Raw genomic sequence first — 20,875 nt, 5'->3', positions numbered from 1 at the left:
CGTGCGCATAAAAAAACGCCCGGGCGTCGAGCCCGGGCGTTCTCCAATCCGCGGAAAGCGGACGAGGTCTACTCTTCGCCGGCCGGCTCTGCGGTCAGCGCGGGCTCAGCGCCCTCCGAGCCGTCGGCCGCGCGAACGCGCGTCCGGGTCGTGCGACGACGACGAGGACGGAATTCCTCCTCGGTACCGGCGCCGACCTCGGCCTGTTCGTCCAGCTTGAGGACGGGTTGTTCGGCATTGGCCGCCGCTGCGGCAGCGGCAGCCGCCGCCGACGATCGGCTCGCCCGGACACGCGCCGGCGGCGCGGCAACCGGGGGAGCCTCGACGACGGGCGCGTCGGCAACCGGCGCAACGGCGACGGCCGCAGCCTGAACCGGGGCCTCGACCGGCGCGGGCTTCGGCGCTTCCATGGCCGGCTTCGGCGCTTCCACCACAGCCTGAGGCTGCTCCTGTGCGGGCTGCGGTGCGGGTCCGCCGGTCACAAAGCGCGGCAGCTGCGAACGTTCGTTGCGATCGCTCCGGTCGGGACGGTCGCGACGCTCGCCGCGGTCGGGACGGGCCTGACGTTCCGGGCGATCCTGACGCTCGGGACGCTCCTGACGCTCACCACGCTCCTGCTGGCTCGGCTGGTTCTGACGGTCGGGCTGACCCTGCCGGTCAGGCTGAGCCTGGCGTTCGCCACGATCCTGGCGCTCGCCGCGGGCCGAGCGATCGAAGCGCTCCTGGCGGTCGCCGCGTTCCGCCCTGTCACCGCGATCCTGGCGCTCGCCACGATCCTGCCGGTCAGAACCCTGACGCTCGGAACCGTCGCGCTGGTCGCCGCCATTCCCGCCGTTGACGTAGTTCTGCTGGTCATTCGGGCTGGCGCCGCCGCCCTCGTTCTCGCGGCCGGGCTGACGCTCACCTTGCTGGTTGCGCTCCTGATGGGCCTGACCGAAGCGCTCGCTGAAGCGATCGTCTTCCTCGTCGAGACCCTCATCGTCCTGATCGGCGCGATAGAAGGGCTGCGGCTGCTGGTTGTTCTGGGGGTTCTGCGCCTGAGCCGCCGCGATGACGCGGAAATAGTGCTCAGCATGCTGCAGATAATTCTCGGCCATCACGCGGTCGCCGGACGACTGCGCGTCGCGCGCAAGCGTCACGTATTTCTCGGCGATATGGAGCGCGGTGCCGCGGATCTTGACGTCGGGACCGTTGCTCTCGAACGAGCGGGTCAGCGGGTTGGGGCCCTTGCGGCTGCCACCGCTGTTGCTGTTGTTGTTATTGTTGTTCCGCCCGCGCATCCGCTTGTTGTTATTGTTGTTCTGCTGTCCTTGTCTCATGAATTTTCTCTTCCGTGACCAACAAGGTCAAACAATCTCATCGACCAAGGCGAAACGCCGGTCGGACAATTCCGTCGATCGGGTCGTCACGAGCCTGGGCTCGAGAGGCCGGAACCGGCGAAGGCGATCATCACAATCCCGCAGATCGTGCAGCCGAAGTCCGCATGGCAGACCGAGGGCAAACTGGCCACCGCCGAAGCGGGGCGTCCGGGAAATTCGTGTCGTACCGAGTAGAGATGACGTTCGAGCTACCAGAGCCTGGCCGATCTCCCCCGATCCGACCCTCATGGCCAATCCAGTGGCCTCTAACCGCGCCACTCCTGATCGCGGCCGTAGCTTCGGCGTTCGGGAGTCGCATCAAATCCATCTGCGGCGGCTCGGAAACTAGCTGTTTCGTGGCTGATTTCCAAGCGGATTATTCAAGGCGGGCCCCATCACCGCCAATCTGCCCTCCTACGGACATCTCAATCGATCCTGTGCAGTTCCACGACACGGTCATGACCAGCGAGATCGGGATGAACCGACGCATCAAGACCAACCGACCGCGCCATCGCCCGGAGGGCAGCGGCCTGATCGAAACCGATTTCCAGAAACGTCGCACCCTTGGGTGCCATCACCCGCTCAAGATCGTGAAGGATCGCACGATAGGCATCAAGCCCATCCATCCCACCATCCAGCGCCAACATCGGATCATGGTCCCTGACCTCTTGATCCAGCGTCCGGATGACATCACGCACAATATAGGGAGGATTGGAGGCGATTACATCAAATTGGCCGCAACTATCCGACCAAGCGCCGACAATGAACCGGCTCCGGTCGGCGACTCCGAGACGTTCGGCGTTGTCGCGGGCGGTGCGCGCCGCCTGTTCGGAGAGATCGATGCCGAGTCCGATGGCGTTCGGAAGCGCGCTCAGCAGCGCGATGAGAATGGCGCCGCTACCGGTGCCGATGTCGACGATACGCAGCGCCTCGTCGTGACGGCCGCTGCGATCGATCCAGGCCAGCGTCGCCTCGACCAGCGTCTCGGTGTCCGGACGCGGCACCAGCGTCGCCTCCGACAGACGGAAGCTCAGGCCCCAGAATTCCTTCTCGCCAACGATACGGGCGACCGGCTCACCCGCCAGACGGCGCAGGATCGCCTGCTCGATGGCGCGGATCTCCGGCTCCGACAGAAGCCGATCATCGAGGAAGAGGAGTTGGTCCGGCGCGACGCCGATCGCCGCGGCGATCAACAGGCGCGCATCCAGCGCCGGGGTCGCATCGGCGCCGAGCCCTGCCGCCAGCCGTTTCGCAGCGCTCTGCCGCGCGGCGAAAAGCGTCGCGGCGACGCCGGTCATGAATCGAGCGCGGCGAGAAGGCCCGCCTGGTGCTCGGTGATCAGCGGCCCGATGATCTCGTCCAAAGCCTCGCCGGCCATCACCGCCTCGAGCTTGTAGAGCGTCAGGTTGATCCGGTGATCCGTCACGCGGGCCTGCGGGAAGTTATAGGTCCGGATGCGCTCGGAGCGGTCTCCCGAACCGACCTGCCCCTTGCGATCGGCGGCGCGCTCCGACGAAAGCCGCTCGCGCTCCATGTCGAACAGACGAGCGCGCAGGATCTGCGTCGCCTGGGCGCGGTTCTGGTGCTGGGACCGGCCGGCGACAACGATCACAGTCCCCGTCGGCAAATGGGTGATGCGGACGGCGGTATCGGTCGTGTTGGCGTGCTGGCCACCGGCCGAGGAGGCACGCGTGGTGTCGATCTTGATATCTTCCGGACGGATATCGATGTCGACATCCTCGGCTTCCGGCAGGACGGCGACGGTGGCGGCGGAGGTATGGATGCGGCCGCCCGATTCCGTCGCCGGCACGCGCTGCACGCGGTGGGCGCCGGATTCGAATTTCAGCCGGGCGAACACGCCCCGCCCCGTGACGTCGGCGATGATTTCCTTGTAGCCGCCGGCGTCGCCTTCGCTCTCGGAGAGAACCTGCATGCGCCAGCCATGCAGCTGGGCGTAGCGCTGGTACATGCGGAACAGATCGCCGGCGAACAGGGCGGCCTCGTCGCCGCCCGTCCCGGCCCGGATTTCCAGGATCGCGCTCTTCTCGTCAGCGGCATCGCGCGGCAGGAGCAGCACGCGGATTTCCTGCGTCAGCGTCTCGACCTGGGCGTCGAGCGCCTCGCGCTCCTCCTCGGCCAGCGCCGCCATTTCAGGATCGTCAGCCAGATCGTCGAGCGCTTCGCGCTCGGCCACCGCCGCCTTCAGGCGGTGCACGGCTTCGACGATATCCTGCAACTCGGCCCGCTCCTTGGAGAGCTGCACGAGGGTGCCGCCGTCGCTGGTCGCGGCGAGCTTCTGATCAATCACTTCGGCGCGGGCGACGAGGTGATTGATCTTGTCCCAGGGAAGTCCGGTCGGGAGCATCGTAGTCAGATCGGTAGGCCTTCGGATTCGGCGAAAGCGGTCAGCGCCGCGCGGACGCCGTCTCCACCATCGTCCAGGGCAAGCATGGGATCGAGCACGGCCTTCAGCCGGCCGACGTCGAGGGCCAGCAGCATCGCCTTGACCGGGCCGATGGCCGCCGCCGACATCGACAGCGAGCGGAAGCCGATACCGGTCAAAGCCATCGCCGCCAGGGGACGGCTGGCAATCTCGCCGCAAAGCGTAACATGGGTCTCGTGGCGGTCCGCCGCCTCGACGATCCTGGCCAGCGTGCGCAGGAAATGCCGCGACAGCGGATCGAAACGGCTGGCGACACGCGTGTTGCCGCGATCGCTGGCGGTCATGTATTGCAGCAGGTCGTTGGAGCCGACCGACACGAAATCGACGGCCTGCATCAGCGAATCGAGCTGGAACAGCAGTGCCGGAACTTCCAGCATCGAGCCGAGCAGGATCCGCGTCGGCTCCTTGTGGCCGTGCCGCCGCAATTGCGTCAGCTCGCGTTCGAGCAGCGCGCGGGCCCGGTGGATTTCGCCGACTTCCGTCACCATCGGCAGCATGACGCGCAATTCGCGCCCGCCGGCCGCGTGCAGCAGCGCGCGCAGCTGGATCCGCAACAGGCCTGGGCGATCAAGGCCGAGCCGGATGGCGCGCCAGCCGAGCGCCGGGTTTTCCTCCGGCTGCATCCGCATGTAGGGCAGCACCTTGTCGCCGCCGATATCGAGCGTGCGGAAGACCACCGGCCGATTGCCGCTCGCCTTCAGCACGGCTTCGTAGAGCGCCGTCTGCTCGTCGAGGCGCGGCATGGTCGAGGCGACCATGAACTGCAGCTCGGTACGGAACAGGCCAATGCCCTCGGCGCCCGCCTCGACCAGATGCGGCAGGTCGACCAGCAGGCCGGCATTCATGTTGAGCGAAACGCGATGGCCGTCGAGAGTGACCGCCGGCTTGTTGCGCAGGAGCCGGTACTGGGCCTGGCGCTTGGCACGGAACTTGACCTTCTCGGCATAGGCGGCCTCGACATCCGCCGGAGGCCGCACATGCGCCTCGCCGGTATCGGCGTCGAGAATGATCGGGTCGCCGTTCTCGACCAGCGAGACGATGTTGGCGGCGCGGCCGATGGTGGCGATGCCGAGAGCCCTGGCGACGATGGTGACGTGACTGGTCGCCCCGCCCTCCTCCAGCACCAGGCCACGCAGCCGGCTGCGGTCATAGTCGAGCAGTTCGGCGGCGCCCATGTTGCGCGCGACGATGACGCCGTCCTTCGGCAGGCTGCCGCCATCGGGACCATGCGACTTGCCCATCAGTTCGCGCAGGAGCCGGTTGGCGAGGTCGTCAAAATCGTGCAGCCGCTCGCGCAGATACGGATCGGTCTGGCGCTGCAGCCGGGCGCGCGTATCGCTCTGCACCTTCTCGACGGCGGCCTCGGCCGAAAGGCCATTCTGGATCGCCTCGTCCATGCGGCGGACCCAGCCGCGGTCGTAGGCGAACATGCGATAGGCTTCGAGGATGTCGCGATGCTCGCCGGCCGGCGCGATATCGTCGCGCGAAAGCATATCGTCGACGGACAGTCGCAGATTGGCGATCGCCTGCTCGAGGCGTCGGCTTTCCTTGTCGGAATCTTCGGCGAGCAACTGGGTCACGACGACGCGCGGCTCGTGCAGCACGACATGGCCCAGCGCGATACCGTCGGAAAGCGGCGTGCCCTTCAGGGAGAGGGGGCGCTTGACGTCAAGCGACGTGCCCGGCCTCGCCAGGCCCTGCAGCTCGCCGACGGCGATCATTTCCGCGAGCACCATCGCCGTCGTCTGAAGGGCTTCGACCTCTTCGTCGTAGTAGGTGCGGTGCGCCCTGTTCTGAACGACGAGCACGCCCAGCGTGCGGCCGGCGCGCAGGATCGGCACGCCGAGGAAGGCGTTGTAGATCTCTTCGCCGGTTTCCGGGAGATAGGCAAAGGAAGGATGGCTCTGGGCGTCCTGCAGATTGAGCGGGCGCGCCTCGGAGGCGATCAAGCCGACGAGGCCCTGACCGACCCGCAGACCGGCGTGGTGAACCGCCGAGCGGTTCAGACCCTCGGTAGCATAGAGCTCGAGCACGTCATCGGCGCGGAGCACATAGACCGAGCACACCTCGGCGACCATGTTGGCCGCGATCTGGGCGACGATCTTGTCGAGCCGGTCTTGCGCGCTGATCGGCTCCGCCATGATCTCGCGCAGGCGACGGAGCAGGACGCGCGGCCCGGCGAGTGAACCCCGCATGGTCCGCCTTCCCCAAAGCTTGAACTATGACGGGTTTCGACCACCGAAAACCGCCTTCCGGAGCCGGCCGATTCGGCCGCGCTCCGGCATGCTTCCTACCTAGTCGTGGCACGAGTTAGGCAGAAGATACAATGTTGTTTCGTCAGGTCCGAAGGCCTGTTGATCAGGCTGCGTCCAGACCATAGAGCGAGTGCAAGGTCCGGACCGCGAGCTCGGTATAGGCGGCGTCGATCAGGATCGAGATCTTGATCTCGGAGGTCGTGATCGCGCGGATGTTGATGCCCTTGCCGGCCAGCGCCTTGAAGGCGGAGGCCGCGACGCCGGCATGGCTTCGCATGCCGATGCCGATCACCGACACCTTGGTCAGATCGCGCGAGCCCTGGGCGCTGGTATAGCCGATCGAGTCACGCGATTCCTCCAGCACCTTCCAGGCACGATCGAAATCGGCCGTCGGCACGGTGAAAGTCATGTCGGTCGTCGTGCCGTCTTCCGAGACGTTCTGCACGATCATGTCGACATTGATGTTGGCTTCCGCCAGCGGCACGAACACCGCCGCAGCGACGCCCGGCTTGTCGGCGACTTCGCGGATCGAGATCTGCGCCTCGTCCTTGGCATAGGCGATGCCGGTGACAACCTGCTTTTCCACGATCTCGTCCTCGTCGCAAATGAGGGTGCCTGGGGGATTGTTGGGATCGACGAGCCGCGGGTCCTGCGGATCGACAAAACTGGACCGCACGAAGGTCCGGACGCCATGCACCATGGCCAGTTCGACAGAGCGCACCTGCAGGACCTTGGCACCCAGCGACGCCATCTCGAGCATTTCTTCATGCGAGACGCGGTCGAGGCGCTTGGCCTTCGGCACGATCCGGGGATCGGTTGTGTAGACGCCGTCGACGTCCGTGTAGATGTCGCAGCGGTCGGCCTTGATCGCCGCGGCAATGGCGACGGCGCTGGTATCGGAGCCGCCGCGGCCGAGCGTCGCAATGCGGTTGTCCGGGCCAAGGCCCTGGAAGCCGGCGACGACGGCCACCTGGCCTTGCTCGAGCCGCTCGATCAGACGCGAACCGTCGATCTCGACGATCCGCGCCGCGCCGTGCGAAGCATCGGTCCGGATCGGGATCTGCCAGCCCTGCCAGGAGCGTGCGTTGACACCCATTTCCTGCAGCGCGATCGCCAGGAGACCCGACGTCACCTGCTCGCCGGAAGCCACGACAGCATCATACTCGCGCGCGTCATGCATGGCGGCCGCGTCGCGCGTCCAGGCAACGAGTTCATTCGTCTTGCCCGACATGGCCGATACCACGACGGCAACCTGGAAGCCCGCATCCACCTCGCGTTTGACGTGACGAGCCACATTGCGGATGCGATCGATATCGGCGACGGAGGTTCCGCCGAACTTCATCACCAGCCGGGCCATCATCAACCTTTGAAGGGCAGGTTCCGCAGCAATTGCGGAAGAGATTGAAGGAGTTCCGGCCAAGAAGAACAACCGGACGGGCGCCTTCATAGCGGCTTCGGATAGAAGCCGCAACGGCAACGGCGCGAAGCCGGCTACCCCATCCCGGTTTACCGCGCAGCCGGGCTGGAAATGAAGGGAAAGGCCGCCGCGATCGGCCGGATCGCGGATGCGTCACGCCGCCCGTCTTGACTTCGCCAACGCCCCCGACGACGTTCCGCGATGAAGGAGCCGCCCATGTCCTCTGCGCCCAAGTCCTCTGCGCCCAAGTCCTCTGCGCCCATGCCCCCCTCGCCCACGCCCGCCGCGTCGACGGTTGATCAGGACGAGATCGCCCATTTTTCCGCGATCGCCAGCGAGTGGTGGGCGCCGAAGGGCAAGTTCGGCCCGCTGCATCGCCTGAACCCGATCCGCATCGGCTTCATCAAGGACGAGGCGGCGAAGCTCTTCGGCCGCGATGTCCGGGATCCGAAGGCCCTCACCGGTCTGCGCGTGCTCGATATCGGCTGCGGTGGCGGGCTGCTGTCCGAGCCGATGGCCCGGCTCGGCGCCGACGTCGTTGGCGCGGACGCCTCCGCCACCAATATCGGCGTCGCCGAGCTCCATGCCCGGGAGGCCGGGCTCGCCATCGACTACCGCGCAACCACGGCCGAGGCGCTCGGCGCCGCCGGCGAGCGTTTCGACATCGTGCTCGCGATGGAGATTGTCGAGCACGTGGCGGACCTGCCGCTGTTCATCCGCGAGATCTCGGCGATGGTGAAGCCCGGCGGTCTGATAGTGCTCTCGACCATCAATCGCACGCCCAAGGCCTGGGCGCTGGCAATCTTCGGGGCGGAAGTCGTGCTGGGCTGGTTGCCGCGCGGCACGCACAGCTACGAAAAGCTGGTGCGGCCATCGGAATTGTCGACAGCGCTCGGCGAGAACGGGCTCGAGCTCTCGAGCGAGACCGGTGTCGTCTACAATCCCCTGCGGGATCAGTGGCACCTGTCGTCCGACATGGACGTCAACTACATGCTGTCGGCCGTACGCCGGTAGGGTTGCCCGGAGGCAACGGCCCGCGCCGTCGAAGCGCGGGCTCGGAGCCGGCTAGTTGCCCTCCTCGGGCAGGACCGGCAGAGGCAGGAACTCGACCCCCTCCTCCATCAGCGAGCGCGCCTCTTCGGGCGACGCTTCGCCATAGATGCCGCGCGCCTCGACCTCCTGATAGTGGATCTTGCGCGCCTCCTCGGCGAATTTGTCGCCGACATAGTCGGCATTCTCGGTCACATGCTCGCGCAGCTTGCGCATCATCTCGACCATCGCCACCTGGCGCGGATCGGGGGTAGCCACCTTGAGAGCGGCTGCCTCGCGCTTGCGCGCGGTGGCAACCGAAGGCGCCATCAGCGCCTTCACGACATCGGTCGTGCCGCATTGCGGACAACTGACGGCATGCGCTGCCGCCGCCTTGTCGAAGGCAGCGGCATCACGGAACCAGCTCTCGAAATCATGGCCTGCGACGCAGACAAGGTTGTACCGGATCATGAACTCTATATGGGGTCAGATCACGAAAGAACCGACCTGCGGCATTTCCGGCAGGGCGAAATCGCGGGCATTGGCAAGCGCCGGGATTGCCTGGCGGGCCGATGCCGAGAAGGCCGGGTCGATCTCGGCGATGATGAAGCCCGGTTGATCGTCCGCCTCGGCGAGGATCTTGCCCCACGGATCGATGATCATGCTGTGGCCATAGGTGTCGCGGCCGTCCTCGTGATGGCCGGCCTGCGCGGCGGCTACCACGTAGGAACCGGTCTCTATGGCGCGCGAGCGCAGCAGGACGTGCCAGTGCGCCTCGCCCGTCTTCTTGGTGAAGGCGGCAGGGACAGCGAGAACGGCGGCGCCGGCCTTGGCCAGCGTGCGGTGCAGTGCCGGGAAACGGACATCGTAGCAGATGGTGAGGCCGAGCTTCGTCCAGGGCAAATCGGCGACGACGGCGGTCTCGCCAGGGCGATAGGTGGCGGATTCGCGGTAGCTCTCGCCGCCCGACAGATCGACGTCGAACATGTGGATCTTGTCGTATCGACCAACGACCGAGCCATTCGGCGCGATCAGGAACGAGCGGTTGGCGATGTGGTCGTCGCCGAGCTTGATCGCCATCGAGCCGATATGCAGATGGATGCCGAGTTCGCGCGCGATCTCGCGGAAGCGCTGCAGCGACAGATCGATCTCCTCCGGGCCGATGGCGGCGAGAAGCGCTGCCTTGTCGCGATCGAGGATCGTCGTCATCTCCGGCGTCAGAACGTAGCCAGCACCGGCCGCGGCGGCGGCGCGGATCAGCGCCTCCGCATCATCGACGTTCCTTGCCACCGAACGACCGCTGCGCATCTGGACGCAAGCCGCTTTGAAGCTCGTCATCGGCTGTCTCCTTGAAGGACTGAAAGAAGTTTGGCGCCCGTCACGACGCCAGCAGCAGATCCAGACGGCCCTGGCCGTCGAGATCATGAAGGTCATCGCAGCCGCCGACATGGTGGGCGCCGACGAAGATCTGCGGGAAGGTGGCGCGGCCATTGGCCCGCTCGATCATTTCCTGTCGCAAATCCGGCTTTCCAGTTGCATCCAGCTCCACATAGGGGACGCCTTTCCGGTCCAGCAGGCGCTTGGCAGCGGAGCAGTATCCGCAGGCCTGCCGGGTGTAGATAATCACTTCGGCCATGTTCGTTCCTGATGATTGGGAGTGGCCTATATAGGCTTCAGCCCAGCCCTTCGACAACCCGGGCGAAGACGACCACGTCGACCCCGCTCGCTCCCCCGCGCAAGAGCGCCCTGGTCACCGCCTTGACCGTCGCACCGGTCGTGTAGACGTCGTCAACCAGGAGAACCCGACGCCCCGCCACCTTCAACCGCGCTTCCGCGGAAACGCGAAAGGCGCCCTGGACGTTGGCCAAGCGCGCCGTCGCCCGCAATCCCACCTGCCGGCGCGTCGCCTTGATTCGTTCAACGAGATCCGGGACATGCGGTTGCCCGATCCGGCGCGCGATTTCCGCCGCGATCATCGCCGACTGGTTGAAGCGCCGCTGCCAGAGGCGACCGCGATGCAGCGGCACCGGCACGACCAGATCGGTCTCCGGCGCCAGTTCGCCCGCCGCCCGCGCCATCATGGCGCCGATCGACCGGGCGAGCTCGGTATGGTCGTGATATTTGAGCGCCTGCACGATCCGCCCGGAAACCGCGTCATAGACGGCGACGGCCCGCAACCTCTCGAAGGGCGGTGGATCGGCGATAGCCTCGGCCGAAAGCGCCTCGGGGCCGATATCGTAGCTGAACGGTATGGCGAGCCGCCGGCAGAACGGCTGCTCGATCAGCCGGAGGCCGCTCCAGCAGCCCGGGCAAAGCGCGCCGGTCACCGCCACCGGCCGCGCGCAGGCCATGCAGGCCGGCGGCAGGGCGATATCCACTACCCGCCGGCCGGCAGCTCCTACCCGCGCACCGAACTCCCCGAGGAAGGCCCGCATGTCGATCGCCCTACCCGCTCGCATGACGTAACGTAATGCAGATCGGCTTTGACCGGAAGGGTGGGGAGTTCCATAACCACCGCGAACCCGCATCAGCAGAAAAGCACCTCCATGGCCGGCGCCCCCATCCTCTTCGACCGCAGGCTTCTCGAGCAGCATCGCGCTCGCGCCGAACGCATGGCGATCGCCGGCAGCGACTTCCTGCTGACTCACGCCGTCGCGGACCTGGTCGAAAGGCTGGCGACGGTGAACCGCCGCTTCGAACATGGCGCCGACATCGGCTCGCTCTCGCCGGCGCTCGCCGCCGCGCTTGCCGAGGCTGGCCAGGGCGGCGCCGTCGAGCGGATCCCGCTGCGCGAAAGCGAGGCGCTGCCTCTGGCGGCCGGTTCGCTCGATCTCGCGGTCAGCGTGCTGCAACTGCAATGGGTTAATGACCTCCCCGGCCTGTTCGCCCAGATCAGGCGGGCGCTGCGTCCGGATGGCCTGTTCCTGGCGACGCTTGCCGGCGGCGACACGCTGAACGAGCTCAGGACCGTGCTGACGATCGCGGAGAGCGACATTCGCGGCGGCGCCGCGCCGCGCGTCGCCCCCTTCGCCGACATACGCGACATCGGCGCGCTGTTGCAGCGGGCCGGCTTCGCCCTCCCCGTCACCGACAGTGACCGTTTGACGGTGCGCTACGACAGCATCTTCCACCTGATGCGGGATCTGCGCGCCATGGGCGCCACCAACGCACTGACGGCGCGCGATCCGCGTCCGCTGACCCGCACGATCCTCGCCCGCGCCGCCGCCCTCTATGCCGAACGATTTGCCGATGCCGACGGTCGCATCCGTGCCACCTTCGAATTGATCGCGTTGTCCGGCTGGGCGCCGCATGAAAGCCAGCAAAAGCCGCTGAAGCCGGGATCGGCGAAGCTGCGGCTCGCCGACGCGATCGAAGCGGCGCGAAAGGATGCGGAAGCCAAGGAGACGAAGGATCGGCGGGACGAATAAAACGGCGTCAGGCGCCGAGGACGACCGCCACGAGCCGCTCGTAGAGGGAAACGATGCCGCCGCCCGTCATCGTCACGCCGATCAGCGCGATCAGGATGACGCCGATGATGAGTCCGTACTCAGCCAGGACCGCCCCGCGTCGGTGGCGCAGGAAGCGTTTCAGGGAATGTCCAGCGGCCGCGCGCATAGAAATGCCTTGCCCGGACAGCGGCGTCGCCACGTCCCTGGCGCCGCGACATGCGACGCCCTCAGGCCACAGGCTCGCGCAAACTCATAAAAGCTCGATTAACGGTGCGATCAGCGGCTCGTCTGCCGGCGGCATCGGATAGTCGCGGAGTTGCTTCGCCCGGACCCATTTGAGCGCCTGGCCCTCGAGGCTGCGCGGAAATCCGGTCCAGCGGCGGCAGACATAGAGCGGCATCAGGAGATGGAAATCGTCATAGGTGTGGCTGGCGAAGGTCAGCGGCGCCAGGCATGCCGTCTTGGTCTCGACGCCCAGTTCCTCGCGCAGTTCGCGGATCAGCGCCGCTTCCGGCGTCTCGCCGGCATCGACCTTGCCGCCCGGAAACTCCCAGAGGCCGGCCAGCGACTTCCCCTCGGGACGCTGCGCGATCAGGATCCGGTTGTCGACATCGACCAGGGCGCAGGCAACGACGAGCAGCGTTTTCATCAAATCTCTCAGGCTGGGCGGGACGGACCGGCCGGCTGGCGGTAGTGATAGCGATACTGCTCGACGAAACCGAGCTCCTCATAGAGGCGGATGGCCGGCACATTGTCGGCACTGACCTGGATCGCCGCCGATCGGGCACCATTGTCGATCGTCCAGCCGATCGCCGCCCGCATCACGGTCGCGCCATAACCCTGCCGACGCTTCGTCCGGTCGGTCACAACGTTCAGATAGACGCCGATCCCGCCGGCATTGACGGCGAGTGCCGCGGCGGCCGGCGTGCCGTCGGGCGCATAGGTGACAACGCCCCGCGCCTCCGGCGCGATCAGGCCGAGCAGGGTCTTCAGTGTCTCGACCGTCTTGCCCGGGCCGGCGCTCAACGCCGTCTGGGCCCGAAACCAACGCGGATCGGTGGGGTTGAAAAAGCGGACGTCACCGGTGCGCTCGAAGCTCCTGCCGTCGAGATCCATCGCCAGCACGCAGCTCTCGTCGAAAGCGGCCCAGCCGCCGTGATCGAGCGCCTCGAGGACGCCCGGACCGGCGAGCGGCGTTACCCGGAACACCGGCTCGATGCCGTTGCGGGCCGACAGCGCCGCCAGATAGGCGATCCGGCGATCGGCATCGCCGTCATCGGCCGGGTCGAGACTCTGGAACGAATTCGACCGCTTGCTGTAGCCATGCGCGAAGCGCCAGATCCAGGCGCCGTCATGCACCGTGCTGATCGCCGGCCATGCGGAAAGGCACGCCGCCTCGATCGCGAGCGTCGTCGGCAGATTGCCTTCCGTTCCGGTCGAATCAGCTCCGATAATCGCCATTGATCGCGACATATTCCTTGGTGAGGTCACAGGTCCAGACCGTCGCCCGGCCGGTGCCGAGGCCGATCTCGGCGGTGATGACGATTTCCTTGTTCTTCATGTAGGCGGAAGCGGCAGCCTCGGAATAGTCGGGATCGCGCTCGCCTTCGAAGGCGACGCGGGTGTCGCCAAACGAGATCGACAGCCTGTCGCGATCGGCCGGCTCACCGGCCTTGCCGACGGCCATGACGACGCGGCCCCAATTGGCGTCCTCGCCCGCCGCCGCCGTCTTCACCAGCGGCGAATTGGCGATCGACAAGGCGATGCGCTTGGCGGAGGCGTCGGAGACGGCGCCCTCGACGCGGACTTCGATCAGCTTGCGGGCGCCTTCGCCGTCGCGCGCCACCTGGGTAGCGAGGTCGAGCAGCACGTCGTCCAGCGCCGCCGCGAAATCGGCGAGGCGGGGATCGGCGGGATCGGAGATGAGTTCGGCGCCGGCCGCCTTGCCGGTCGCGAACAGCAGCAGCGTGTCGGAGGTCGAGGTGTCGCTGTCGACGGTGACCGAATTGAAGCTGCCGTCGACGCCCTTCGAAAGCAGAGCTTGCAGCACGGGCGCGGCGATGGCGGCGTCGGTGGCGACGAAGGAGAGCATGGTCGCCATGTCGGGCGCGATCATGCCGGCGCCCTTGGCGATGCCGTTGATCGTCACCGTGGCGCCACCGAGCTTCACCTGCCGGGTCGAGCCCTTCGGGAAGGTGTCAGTGGTCATGATGGCGCGGGCGGCGTCGACCCAGGGACCACGCGCGGCGCGGGCTGCGGCGTCCGGCAGGACGGCGGCGAATTTCTGGGCATCGAGCGGCTCGCCGATCACGCCGGTCGAGGCGAGGAAGACTTCATCGGGGCGGCAATCCGCGACCTTGGCCGCCAGTTCGCCCTGCAATCGGGTCGTCTCGCGGCCCTTCTTGCCGGTGAAGGCATTGGCGTTGCCGGAATTGACCAGCAGCGCCCGCGCGGTGCCGCCCGCCAGCGATTCCCGGCACCAGTCGACGGGCGCCGACGGGCATTTCGACTTGGTGAAGACGCCGGCCACCGTGGTGCCCGCCGCGAAAAGCGCCAGGAAAACGTCGAGCCGGTTCCGGTACTTGATGCCGGCCTCGGCCGTCGCAAAGCGCACGCCCTCGATCGGCGGCATGTCGGGAAAGGGGACGGCGAGAGGGGAGACGGCGGTGGACATGATGCCTCGGCTGTTTCGGGCACTGGGAAAGCCAACCCTCTGCCCGAACCGCTTGTCACGCGCAAGCCGTTTCAGATCGGCGCAACGATCCCCGAACGCAAAAGGGCCGGACGATGTCCGGCCCTTCCGTTAGCATTCCGTTAACCCTGCGACCGGTTACTGCGCCGGCGGCTGCGACGGGGCGGCCTTCAGCGCCGGGTCGAGGATCTCGACCTTGCCGTCGGTGCGCAGCTTCGAGACGGTGTCGACGAAGGTGTCGCGCAGCACGAGCTGGCGGACCTGGTCCTTGACCTGGTCATAGGTCGGCAGCGGCTGCTTGCGCTTCTCGACCGACTTGATGACGTGGTAGCCGTACTGCGACTTGACCGGCTTCTCGGTGTACTTGCCGGGCTCGAGCGCGAAGGCCGCGTCCTCGAACTCCTTGATCATCTTGCCCTTGGTGAAGAAGCCGAGATCGCCGCCCATCTTGCCCGAGCCGGGGTCCTTCGACTTCTCCTGGGCCAGCTTGGCGAAATCGCCGCCGCCATCGAGCTCCTTGATGATTGCCTTGGCCTCGTCCTCGGTCTCGACCAGGATATGCGCGGCGTGGACTTCCTCTTCCGGCACGATCTTGGCGACTTCGGCCTCGTAGCGCTTCTTGACCGCCTCGTCAGTGACCGCGAGGTCGACCTTGGTGCGGAAGAACTCGTTGCGGAGCGCGCGGGCGCGCAGCAGGGCCAGGCGACGCTGGAACTCTTCCGACTTGTCGAGCCCGTCCTTTTCGGCTGCGCCCGCCATCAGGCGCAGGTCGACGAGGACGTCGAGGATGGCCTTGCGGCGCTGTTCCGGCGCGACCTTCGCGAGCTCCTCGGCGAAGTCCTCGCCGGCGAGCGACAGGTCGGCTTCGGTGATCGGCTGGCCATTGACCGTGGCGAGGACCGCCTTGGGGTCGACCGGTGCCGCCGCCGGTGCAGCCGCCGGCGCCGCGTCCTGGGCCGCCGCGGGAAGCGCCATCGCCATCAGACCGAGGACGGCCAAAGCAGGGCCGCGCAGGGCCGACAGGGAAGATGAAACTCGTGACGTCATGGACTTGTCCTGTTCCGTTACGGAGGGATAAGTGAAGAGTAGGGACTACCCGACACGATCAGGTGCGTGGATCTGCTGCAATTCCGGCATTTTCCGGGCATTGGACGGGCCGGTGTCCACGTTGACAACCATTGTGCCCCCTCTTATCTGTCTCGGAACTCGGCGTCCAGAACGCTGTGACATCTGAGGTTACGGCGCTCTGACGGTTTCCGGCCTTCGTCGCAGCGGATGCGATCGCGCCGACAACAAGAACCCGGCGCCCCCCACGCCTTCTTCGGGCGGCCCGGACCAACATCAAGGATGACCCATGGTCGGTCTCGGTTCGCTCGCGCGCAAAATTTTCGGCTCCGCCAATGACCGCCGCGTCAAGGGCTACCGGCCCCAGGTCGCGCAGATCAATGCGCTGGAAGCCGAGCTTGCCAAGCTCACCGACGACCAGCTCCGCGCCCGAACGGAACAGTTCAAGCAGGAGATCGCCGCCGGCAAGTCGGTCGACGAGCTGCTGGTTCCGGCTTTCGCAACCGTCCGCGAAGGCGCCAAGCGCGCCCTCGGCATGCGTCATTTCGACGTGCAGCTGATCGGCGGCATGGTGCTGAACGACGGTTCGATCGCCGAGATGAAGACGGGTGAAGGCAAGACGCTGGTGGCGACGCTGCCGGTCTACCTGAACGCACTGACCGGCCGCGGCGTCCACGTCGTCACCGTCAACGACTATCTCGCCAGCCGCGACGCCGAGTGGATGGGCAAGCTCTACCGCTTCCTCGGCCTGTCGGTCGGCGTCATCGTGCACGGCCTCGACGACGACCAGCGTCGCGCGGCCTATGCCTGCGACATCACCTACGGCACCAACAACGAGTATGGCTTCGATTATCTGCGCGATAACATGAAGTACGAGCTCGGCCAGATGGTGCAGCGCCCGCATCATTACGCGATCGTCGACGAAGTCGACTCGATCCTGATCGACGAGGCGCGCACGCCGCTGATCATCTCCGGCCCGCTCGACGACCGCTCGGAACTCTACACCACGATCGATGCGTTCATTCCCGCCCTCGCGCCGGAAGACTACGAGATCGACGAGAAGCAGCGCACCGCCAATTTCACCGAGGCCGGCAACGAGAAGCTTGAGCAGCTGCTGACCGAAGCGGGCCTGCTGAAGGGCGATTCGCTCTATGACGTCGAGAACGTCACCGTCGTCCACCATATCAACCAGGGTCTGCGGGCGCACCGCCTGTTCCAGCGCGACAAGGACTATATCGTCAAGGACGACGAGGTCGTCATCATCGACGAGTTCACTGGCCGCATGATGCCGGGCCGTCGCTATTCGGAAGGCCTGCACCAGGCGCTGGAAGCGAAAGAGCACGTCAAGATCCAGCCGGAAAACCAGACTCTGGCCTCGATCACCTTCCAGAACTATTTCCGCATGTACGAGAAGCTGGCCGGCATGACAGGTACGGCGCAGACGGAAGCGTCCGAATTCCTCGACATCTATGGCCTCGAGGTCCTCGAGATTCCGACCAACCTGCCGATCTCCCGCGTCGATGACGACGACGAGGTCTACCGGACGGCGGCCGAGAAATACAAGGCGATCATCCGCGTCATCAAGGATTGCAGCCAGCGCGGCCAGCCCGTGCTCGTCGGCACGACCTCGATCGAGAAGTCCGAACTGCTCGCCGATATCCTGAAGAAGGAGAAGGTGCCGCATCAGGTCCTGAACGCGCGCTATCACGAGCAGGAAGCCTATATCGTCGCCCAGGCCGGCGTGCCCGGCGCCGTGACGATCGCCACCAACATGGCCGGCCGCGGTACCGACATCAAACTCGGCGGCAACCTCGAGATGCGGATCGAGCGCGAGCTCGGCGACGTGCTCGACGAGGCCGAGCGCGAGCGCCGGATCGAGGAGATCAAGGCCGAGATCGCCGTCCTCAAGGACAAGGCGCTCGCCGCCGGCGGTCTCTACGTCATCGGCACCGAGCGGCATGAAAGCCGCCGCATCGACAACCAGCTGCGCGGTCGTTCCGGCCGCCAGGGCGATCCGGGCCATTCGCACTTCTTCCTGTCGCTGCAGGACGATCTGATGCGCATCTTCGGCTCCGAGCGTATGGACGGCATGCTGCAGAAGCTCGGCCTCAAGGAGGACGAGGCGATCGTCCATCCCTGGATCAACCGGGCGCTGGAAAAGGCGCAGCAGAAGGTCGAGGCGCGCAACTTCGACATCCGCAAGAACCTGCTGAAATACGACGACGTCATGAACGACCAGCGCAAGGTCATCTTCGACCAGCGCGTCGAGTTGATGGCCGAGGAAGACGTCGCCTCCACCGTCGACGACATGCGCCACGAGGTGATCGCCAATCTGGTCGCCAAGCACATACCGGAAAAGGCCTATCCCGAGCAGTGGGACGCCAAGGGCCTGCACGAGGCGCTGATCGCCGCCGTCAATCTCGACCTGCCGGTCGAGGCCTGGGCAGCCGAGGAAGGCATCGCCGACGCAGAAGTGCTGGAGCGCGTGCAGAAGGCTGGCGACGAAGCCGCCGCCGCCCGTACCGAGCGCTTCTCGCCGACGGTCATGCGCCAGGTCGAGAAGGCCGTGCTGCTGCAGACGCTGGATCACCTCTGGCGCGAACACCTGGTCACCCTCGACCATCTGCGCCAGGTCATCGGCTTCCGTGGCTACGCCCAGCGCGACCCGCTGAACGAGTACAAGACCGAAGCATTCGAGCTGTTCGAGGCGATGCTGCAGAACCTGCGCGAGGCCGTCACCGCCCAGATGATGCGCGTCGAGATCATGCAGTCGCCGCCGCTGGCGCCGGATGACATGGACATGGACAACCTGCAGGCGATGCATATCGACCCGTTCTCAGGCGAGAACGAGTTCGACGAGCCGCTGCTGCAGAATGCCGATGCCGCCGCCGGCTTCGCGGCGCTCGGCGTCGATCCGAACGATCCGACGACCTGGGGTCGCCTGCAGCGCAACGCGCCCTGCCCCTGCGGCTCGGGCAAGAAGTTCAAGCATTGCCACGGCAAGCTCGCCTGAGGTAACGCCCGCTTCCCAAGCGGTCACCATGAAAAGCCCGGCATGTCGCATGCCGGGCTTTTTCGTGCCTAGGTTTCGCCAAGCCGTTTGAAACGCCGCGCCGGTATCGCTGCCGGACGATCTCAGGAGGACAACCATGCCGGAAGGTGCACCCGAGCCCCTCGGACAGGTGAGAGCGGCGACCGACGCCATACGCGCCCTGCTTCAGGATTCGCTGCTCGGCATCTACCTGCACGGTTCGGCCGTCGCTGGCGGCCTGCGGCCGCAAAGCGACATCGACCTGCTGGCCGTCATCGACGCTCCGATGACCGCGGCTCAGAGCCGGAGCCTGCTATCGACGCTCCTGCAGATCTCAGGCCCCCATCCCGCCCCGCCCGGCGGACCTCGCTGCATCGAGGTGATGGTGTTTCAGAGCCCCGAACTCGTGGCGCCGGACTTCCCGGCTCGGGCGGAGTTCATGTATGGCGAATGGCTGCGGCAGGCATTCGAAGCCGGCGGCCTTGCTGTCCCAGCTGCCGATCCGGAACATACCCTGATCCTGGCGCAGGCCCGGGGACAGGCCATTCCCCTGATCGGCCCCGACGCGACGGAGCTGATTCCGGAAATCCCGCCGGAGCAGGTTCGCCGCGCGATGCGCGAGGCGCTGCCGGCGCTGGTCGAGGGATTGCACGGGGATGAGCGGAACGTCCTGCTCACCTTGGCGCGGATGTGGCGAACCGCCACCACGGGAGATTTCGTCGCCAAGGATGTCGCCGCCACCTGGGCAACCACCCGCATGCCGAGTCCGGAAGCCGGCACGCTCGACTATGCGCGCGAAGCCTATCTGGGGAGCCGCGCCGACGATTGGGCCACCAGGCAGGCTGAAGCCGGACTAGCGGCAACGTTCCTGCGCCAACGGATCGCTGAGCTTCTGTAGCGGCTTGCCCGGCCCGCTTCCTGGCCGCCCGCCCACCACGCCGCCGTCATCCCGGGTGTGACCCGGGATCCGTTCAGCGGGAACGACAAGGCCTTACGACGGCTGGCGGCGCTTGAACTTGTCCCAGAAGCTCGGCTTCTTCTCGACGGCGGCAGGTGAAGCCGACGCCGCAGGCTCCATGGTCATTCGCACGGGCGACGGCACCGGGATCGGCATGCCGGGCGCCGGAACGCCGTCGATCGCCATCGACGCGGCGTTGCCCTCGGCGACGACCGGCGTCGCGAAGGCGGCCGGGGCGGATGCGAGCACCGCCGCATCGGCCGAAGCCTGGCGGGCCGCTTCGTCGGTGACGGCCTTGGAGGCCGCGACCTGGTCCTGGCCGTCGAGCTTGGCCGCCGTCGCCACGAAGATCTGCTGGTCCTTCGCCTGCTTCTGCTTCACCGCCGCGTCGAGCCATTCCGGCACGCGCATGTCGGTCGGGCAGGCCGCCGACGCGTTCAGCTTGCTGCTGGTATTCACATCGAAGACGTAGCGCTTGTCGCAGACGCCGACGACCGGCGGCTTGCGCGTCACCTCGAAATGATCGCTGCCATCCTTCAGCATCCGCCAGAACGGCATGTTCGGGTCGTTGCGATGACGGGCCATGTTCTCGGGCGTCATGCGGAACGGATAGAGATGCACCTCGAACGAGCGCTGGCCGCCGATGAAGGAATCGCGCGCGAGCCAGTAGATCTCGCCGGCGGATTCGTCGGTCATCGAATAGCAACCGGCCGAGGAACAGGCGCCATGCACCATCAGATTGGTCCCATAGCGTCCGAGCGACTGGTCGAAGGCGTTCGGGAACCCGATGTCGAACGAGAGGTAATAGCTCGAATTCGGGTTCATCTGGCCGGGCCGGACCGTATAGAAGCCCTCCGGCGCCTGGCGGTCGCCTTCCTTGATCTTCGGGCCGAGTTTGCCGGACCATTTGCAGATCGAATAGGTGCTGAGCAGGCCATAGGTGCCGTCGCGGCGCTGTTTCCAGACCTCGAACTCGGACGTTTCCTTGAAGGAGCGGATATAGATCGGCGCCTTCGGGTCCATGTTGAGCTGCTCCATCTTCGCCTTGACCTTGGCGGGAAGCGGCTTCATGTGCTTGGGAACGCCGGCATCCTGACAAGCGGCGAGCGTGAGCCCGACCGCCACCAGCAAGGCAGCCTTGCGAAGACGAGCGAAAAACGCGGAACCTGGCATGCAAC

General features: G+C 66.4%; 19 protein-coding genes. 4 read left to right on the top strand and 15 right to left on the bottom strand.

What is annotated here, in order from left to right; all coding sequences use genetic code 11:
- Positions 1 to 68: 68 nt before the first annotated feature.
- The 5 genes from G342_RS0112335 to G342_RS0112315 all read right to left on the bottom strand — a co-directional run bounded on the left by G342_RS0112335 (position 69) and on the right by G342_RS0112315 (position 7,413).
- Positions 69 to 1,319 (bottom strand): DUF4167 domain-containing protein, encoded by a 1,251-nt coding sequence (locus tag G342_RS0112335; RefSeq protein ID WP_018183455.1) that lies wholly within the window; start codon positions 1,317 to 1,319, stop codon positions 69 to 71.
- A gap of 464 nt (positions 1,320 to 1,783) precedes the next feature.
- Positions 1,784 to 2,656 (bottom strand): peptide chain release factor N(5)-glutamine methyltransferase, encoded by an 873-nt coding sequence (gene prmC, locus G342_RS0112330; protein ID WP_018183454.1) that lies wholly within the window; start codon positions 2,654 to 2,656, stop codon positions 1,784 to 1,786.
- Positions 2,653 to 3,723, bottom strand: coding sequence for a peptide chain release factor 1 (prfA, locus tag G342_RS0112325; RefSeq protein WP_018183453.1), 1,071 nt, complete (start codon positions 3,721 to 3,723; stop codon positions 2,653 to 2,655). The genes prmC and prfA overlap by 4 nt, the downstream gene beginning before the upstream one ends.
- 5 nt (positions 3,724 to 3,728) lie before the next feature.
- On the bottom strand, positions 3,729 to 5,996 hold the full coding sequence (gene ptsP / locus G342_RS0112320; protein ID WP_018183452.1) for a phosphoenolpyruvate--protein phosphotransferase: 2,268 nt from the start codon (positions 5,994 to 5,996) through the stop codon (positions 3,729 to 3,731).
- A gap of 163 nt (positions 5,997 to 6,159) precedes the next feature.
- Entirely contained in the window at positions 6,160 to 7,413 is a 1,254-nt protein-coding gene (locus G342_RS0112315) for an aspartate kinase (RefSeq protein WP_026304373.1), read from the bottom strand.
- Positions 7,414 to 7,734: 321 nt separating this feature from the next.
- Between G342_RS0112315 and ubiG the strand changes: the two genes are divergently transcribed.
- Positions 7,735 to 8,487, top strand: coding sequence for a bifunctional 2-polyprenyl-6-hydroxyphenol methylase/3-demethylubiquinol 3-O-methyltransferase UbiG (gene ubiG, locus G342_RS0112305; RefSeq protein ID WP_018183449.1), 753 nt, complete (start codon positions 7,735 to 7,737; stop codon positions 8,485 to 8,487).
- A gap of 51 nt (positions 8,488 to 8,538) precedes the next feature.
- On the opposite strand, the gene G342_RS0112300 is transcribed toward ubiG, so the two are convergent.
- The 4 genes from G342_RS0112300 to G342_RS0112285 are packed head-to-tail and all read right to left on the bottom strand — an operon-like array spanning position 8,539 to position 10,937.
- A complete protein-coding gene (locus G342_RS0112300; RefSeq protein WP_018183448.1) occupies positions 8,539 to 8,973 on the bottom strand; it encodes a DUF1178 family protein in 435 nt (144 codons plus the stop codon).
- Between the two features lie 15 nt (positions 8,974 to 8,988).
- Positions 8,989 to 9,840 (bottom strand): carbon-nitrogen hydrolase family protein, encoded by an 852-nt coding sequence (locus G342_RS0112295; RefSeq protein WP_018183447.1) that lies wholly within the window; start codon positions 9,838 to 9,840, stop codon positions 8,989 to 8,991.
- A gap of 40 nt (positions 9,841 to 9,880) precedes the next feature.
- The gene (gene grxC / locus G342_RS0112290; RefSeq protein WP_018183446.1) at positions 9,881 to 10,138 is read right to left on the bottom strand and encodes a glutaredoxin 3; all 258 of its coding nucleotides are present in this window, start codon (positions 10,136 to 10,138) and stop codon (positions 9,881 to 9,883) included.
- Between the two features lie 37 nt (positions 10,139 to 10,175).
- Positions 10,176 to 10,937, bottom strand: a complete 762-nt coding sequence (locus G342_RS0112285) for a ComF family protein (protein WP_245557268.1) — start codon at positions 10,935 to 10,937, stop codon at positions 10,176 to 10,178.
- Between the two features lie 111 nt (positions 10,938 to 11,048).
- Here G342_RS0112285 and G342_RS0112280 point away from each other — a divergent pair, with 111 nt between their 5' ends.
- Positions 11,049 to 11,930, top strand: coding sequence for a methyltransferase domain-containing protein (locus G342_RS0112280; protein ID WP_018183444.1), 882 nt, complete (start codon positions 11,049 to 11,051; stop codon positions 11,928 to 11,930).
- Between the two features lie 7 nt (positions 11,931 to 11,937).
- Here G342_RS0112280 and G342_RS0112275 read toward each other — a convergent pair whose 3' ends face one another.
- The 5 genes from G342_RS0112275 to G342_RS0112255 form a co-directional block, all read right to left on the bottom strand.
- On the bottom strand, positions 11,938 to 12,150 hold the full coding sequence (locus G342_RS0112275) for a Flp family type IVb pilin (protein ID WP_156830906.1): 213 nt from the start codon (positions 12,148 to 12,150) through the stop codon (positions 11,938 to 11,940).
- Between the two features lie 51 nt (positions 12,151 to 12,201).
- Positions 12,202 to 12,600, bottom strand: a complete 399-nt coding sequence (mutT, locus tag G342_RS0112270; protein ID WP_018183442.1) for an 8-oxo-dGTP diphosphatase MutT — start codon at positions 12,598 to 12,600, stop codon at positions 12,202 to 12,204.
- A gap of 8 nt (positions 12,601 to 12,608) precedes the next feature.
- Positions 12,609 to 13,412 (bottom strand): GNAT family N-acetyltransferase, encoded by an 804-nt coding sequence (locus tag G342_RS0112265; protein WP_018183441.1) that lies wholly within the window; start codon positions 13,410 to 13,412, stop codon positions 12,609 to 12,611.
- Entirely contained in the window at positions 13,393 to 14,625 is a 1,233-nt protein-coding gene (gene argJ, locus G342_RS0112260; RefSeq protein WP_018183440.1) for a bifunctional glutamate N-acetyltransferase/amino-acid acetyltransferase ArgJ, read from the bottom strand. The genes G342_RS0112265 and argJ overlap by 20 nt, the downstream gene beginning before the upstream one ends.
- Before the next feature lie 156 nt (positions 14,626 to 14,781).
- Positions 14,782 to 15,618, bottom strand: a complete 837-nt coding sequence (locus tag G342_RS0112255) for a peptidylprolyl isomerase (protein ID WP_018183439.1) — start codon at positions 15,616 to 15,618, stop codon at positions 14,782 to 14,784.
- A 379-nt stretch (positions 15,619 to 15,997) separates the two neighbouring features.
- On the opposite strand from G342_RS0112255, the gene secA reads away from it, so the two are divergent.
- On the top strand, positions 15,998 to 18,721 hold the full coding sequence (secA, locus tag G342_RS0112250) for a preprotein translocase subunit SecA (protein ID WP_018183438.1): 2,724 nt from the start codon (positions 15,998 to 16,000) through the stop codon (positions 18,719 to 18,721).
- Positions 18,722 to 18,857: 136 nt separating this feature from the next.
- Positions 18,858 to 19,637 (top strand): aminoglycoside nucleotidyltransferase ANT9, encoded by a 780-nt coding sequence (locus G342_RS0112245; protein ID WP_018183437.1) that lies wholly within the window; start codon positions 18,858 to 18,860, stop codon positions 19,635 to 19,637.
- A 93-nt stretch (positions 19,638 to 19,730) separates the two neighbouring features.
- On the opposite strand, the gene G342_RS24025 is transcribed toward G342_RS0112245, so the two are convergent.
- A complete protein-coding gene (locus G342_RS24025) occupies positions 19,731 to 20,870 on the bottom strand; it encodes a L,D-transpeptidase family protein (RefSeq protein WP_156830905.1) in 1,140 nt (379 codons plus the stop codon).
- Positions 20,871 to 20,875 lie beyond the last annotated feature (5 nt).

This window comes from Kaistia granuli DSM 23481, from assembly GCF_000380505.1.
GTDB lineage: Bacteria > Pseudomonadota > Alphaproteobacteria > Rhizobiales > Kaistiaceae > Kaistia > Kaistia granuli.
This window is presented reverse-complemented; position numbering and strand designations above follow the sequence as displayed.

Bases quoted from the DNA above. Each gene is read 5' to 3' on its own strand.
- G342_RS0112335 (WP_018183455.1), bottom strand. From the start codon at position 1,319: ATGAGACAAGGACAGCAGAACAACAATAACAACAAGCGGATGCGCGGG.
- prmC (WP_018183454.1), bottom strand. From the start codon at position 2,656: ATGACCGGCGTCGCCGCGACGCTTTTCGCCGCGCGGCAGAGCGCTGCG.
- prfA (WP_018183453.1), bottom strand. From the start codon at position 3,723: ATGCTCCCGACCGGACTTCCCTGGGACAAGATCAATCACCTCGTCGCC.
- ptsP (WP_018183452.1), bottom strand. From the start codon at position 5,996: ATGCGGGGTTCACTCGCCGGGCCGCGCGTCCTGCTCCGTCGCCTGCGC.
- G342_RS0112315 (WP_026304373.1), bottom strand. From the start codon at position 7,413: ATGGCCCGGCTGGTGATGAAGTTCGGCGGAACCTCCGTCGCCGATATC.
- ubiG (WP_018183449.1), top strand. From the start codon at position 7,735: ATGCCCCCCTCGCCCACGCCCGCCGCGTCGACGGTTGATCAGGACGAG.
- G342_RS0112300 (WP_018183448.1), bottom strand. From the start codon at position 8,973: ATGATCCGGTACAACCTTGTCTGCGTCGCAGGCCATGATTTCGAGAGC.
- G342_RS0112295 (WP_018183447.1), bottom strand. From the start codon at position 9,840: ATGACGAGCTTCAAAGCGGCTTGCGTCCAGATGCGCAGCGGTCGTTCG.
- grxC (WP_018183446.1), bottom strand. From the start codon at position 10,138: ATGGCCGAAGTGATTATCTACACCCGGCAGGCCTGCGGATACTGCTCC.
- G342_RS0112285 (WP_245557268.1), bottom strand. From the start codon at position 10,937: ATGCGGGCCTTCCTCGGGGAGTTCGGTGCGCGGGTAGGAGCTGCCGGC.
- G342_RS0112280 (WP_018183444.1), top strand. From the start codon at position 11,049: ATGGCCGGCGCCCCCATCCTCTTCGACCGCAGGCTTCTCGAGCAGCAT.
- mutT (WP_018183442.1), bottom strand. From the start codon at position 12,600: ATGAAAACGCTGCTCGTCGTTGCCTGCGCCCTGGTCGATGTCGACAAC.
- G342_RS0112265 (WP_018183441.1), bottom strand. From the start codon at position 13,412: ATGGCGATTATCGGAGCTGATTCGACCGGAACGGAAGGCAATCTGCCG.
- argJ (WP_018183440.1), bottom strand. From the start codon at position 14,625: ATGTCCACCGCCGTCTCCCCTCTCGCCGTCCCCTTTCCCGACATGCCG.
- G342_RS0112255 (WP_018183439.1), bottom strand. From the start codon at position 15,618: ATGGCGCTTCCCGCGGCGGCCCAGGACGCGGCGCCGGCGGCTGCACCG.
- secA (WP_018183438.1), top strand. From the start codon at position 15,998: ATGGTCGGTCTCGGTTCGCTCGCGCGCAAAATTTTCGGCTCCGCCAAT.
- G342_RS0112245 (WP_018183437.1), top strand. From the start codon at position 18,858: ATGCCGGAAGGTGCACCCGAGCCCCTCGGACAGGTGAGAGCGGCGACC.
- G342_RS24025 (WP_156830905.1), bottom strand. From the start codon at position 20,870: ATGCCAGGTTCCGCGTTTTTCGCTCGTCTTCGCAAGGCTGCCTTGCTG.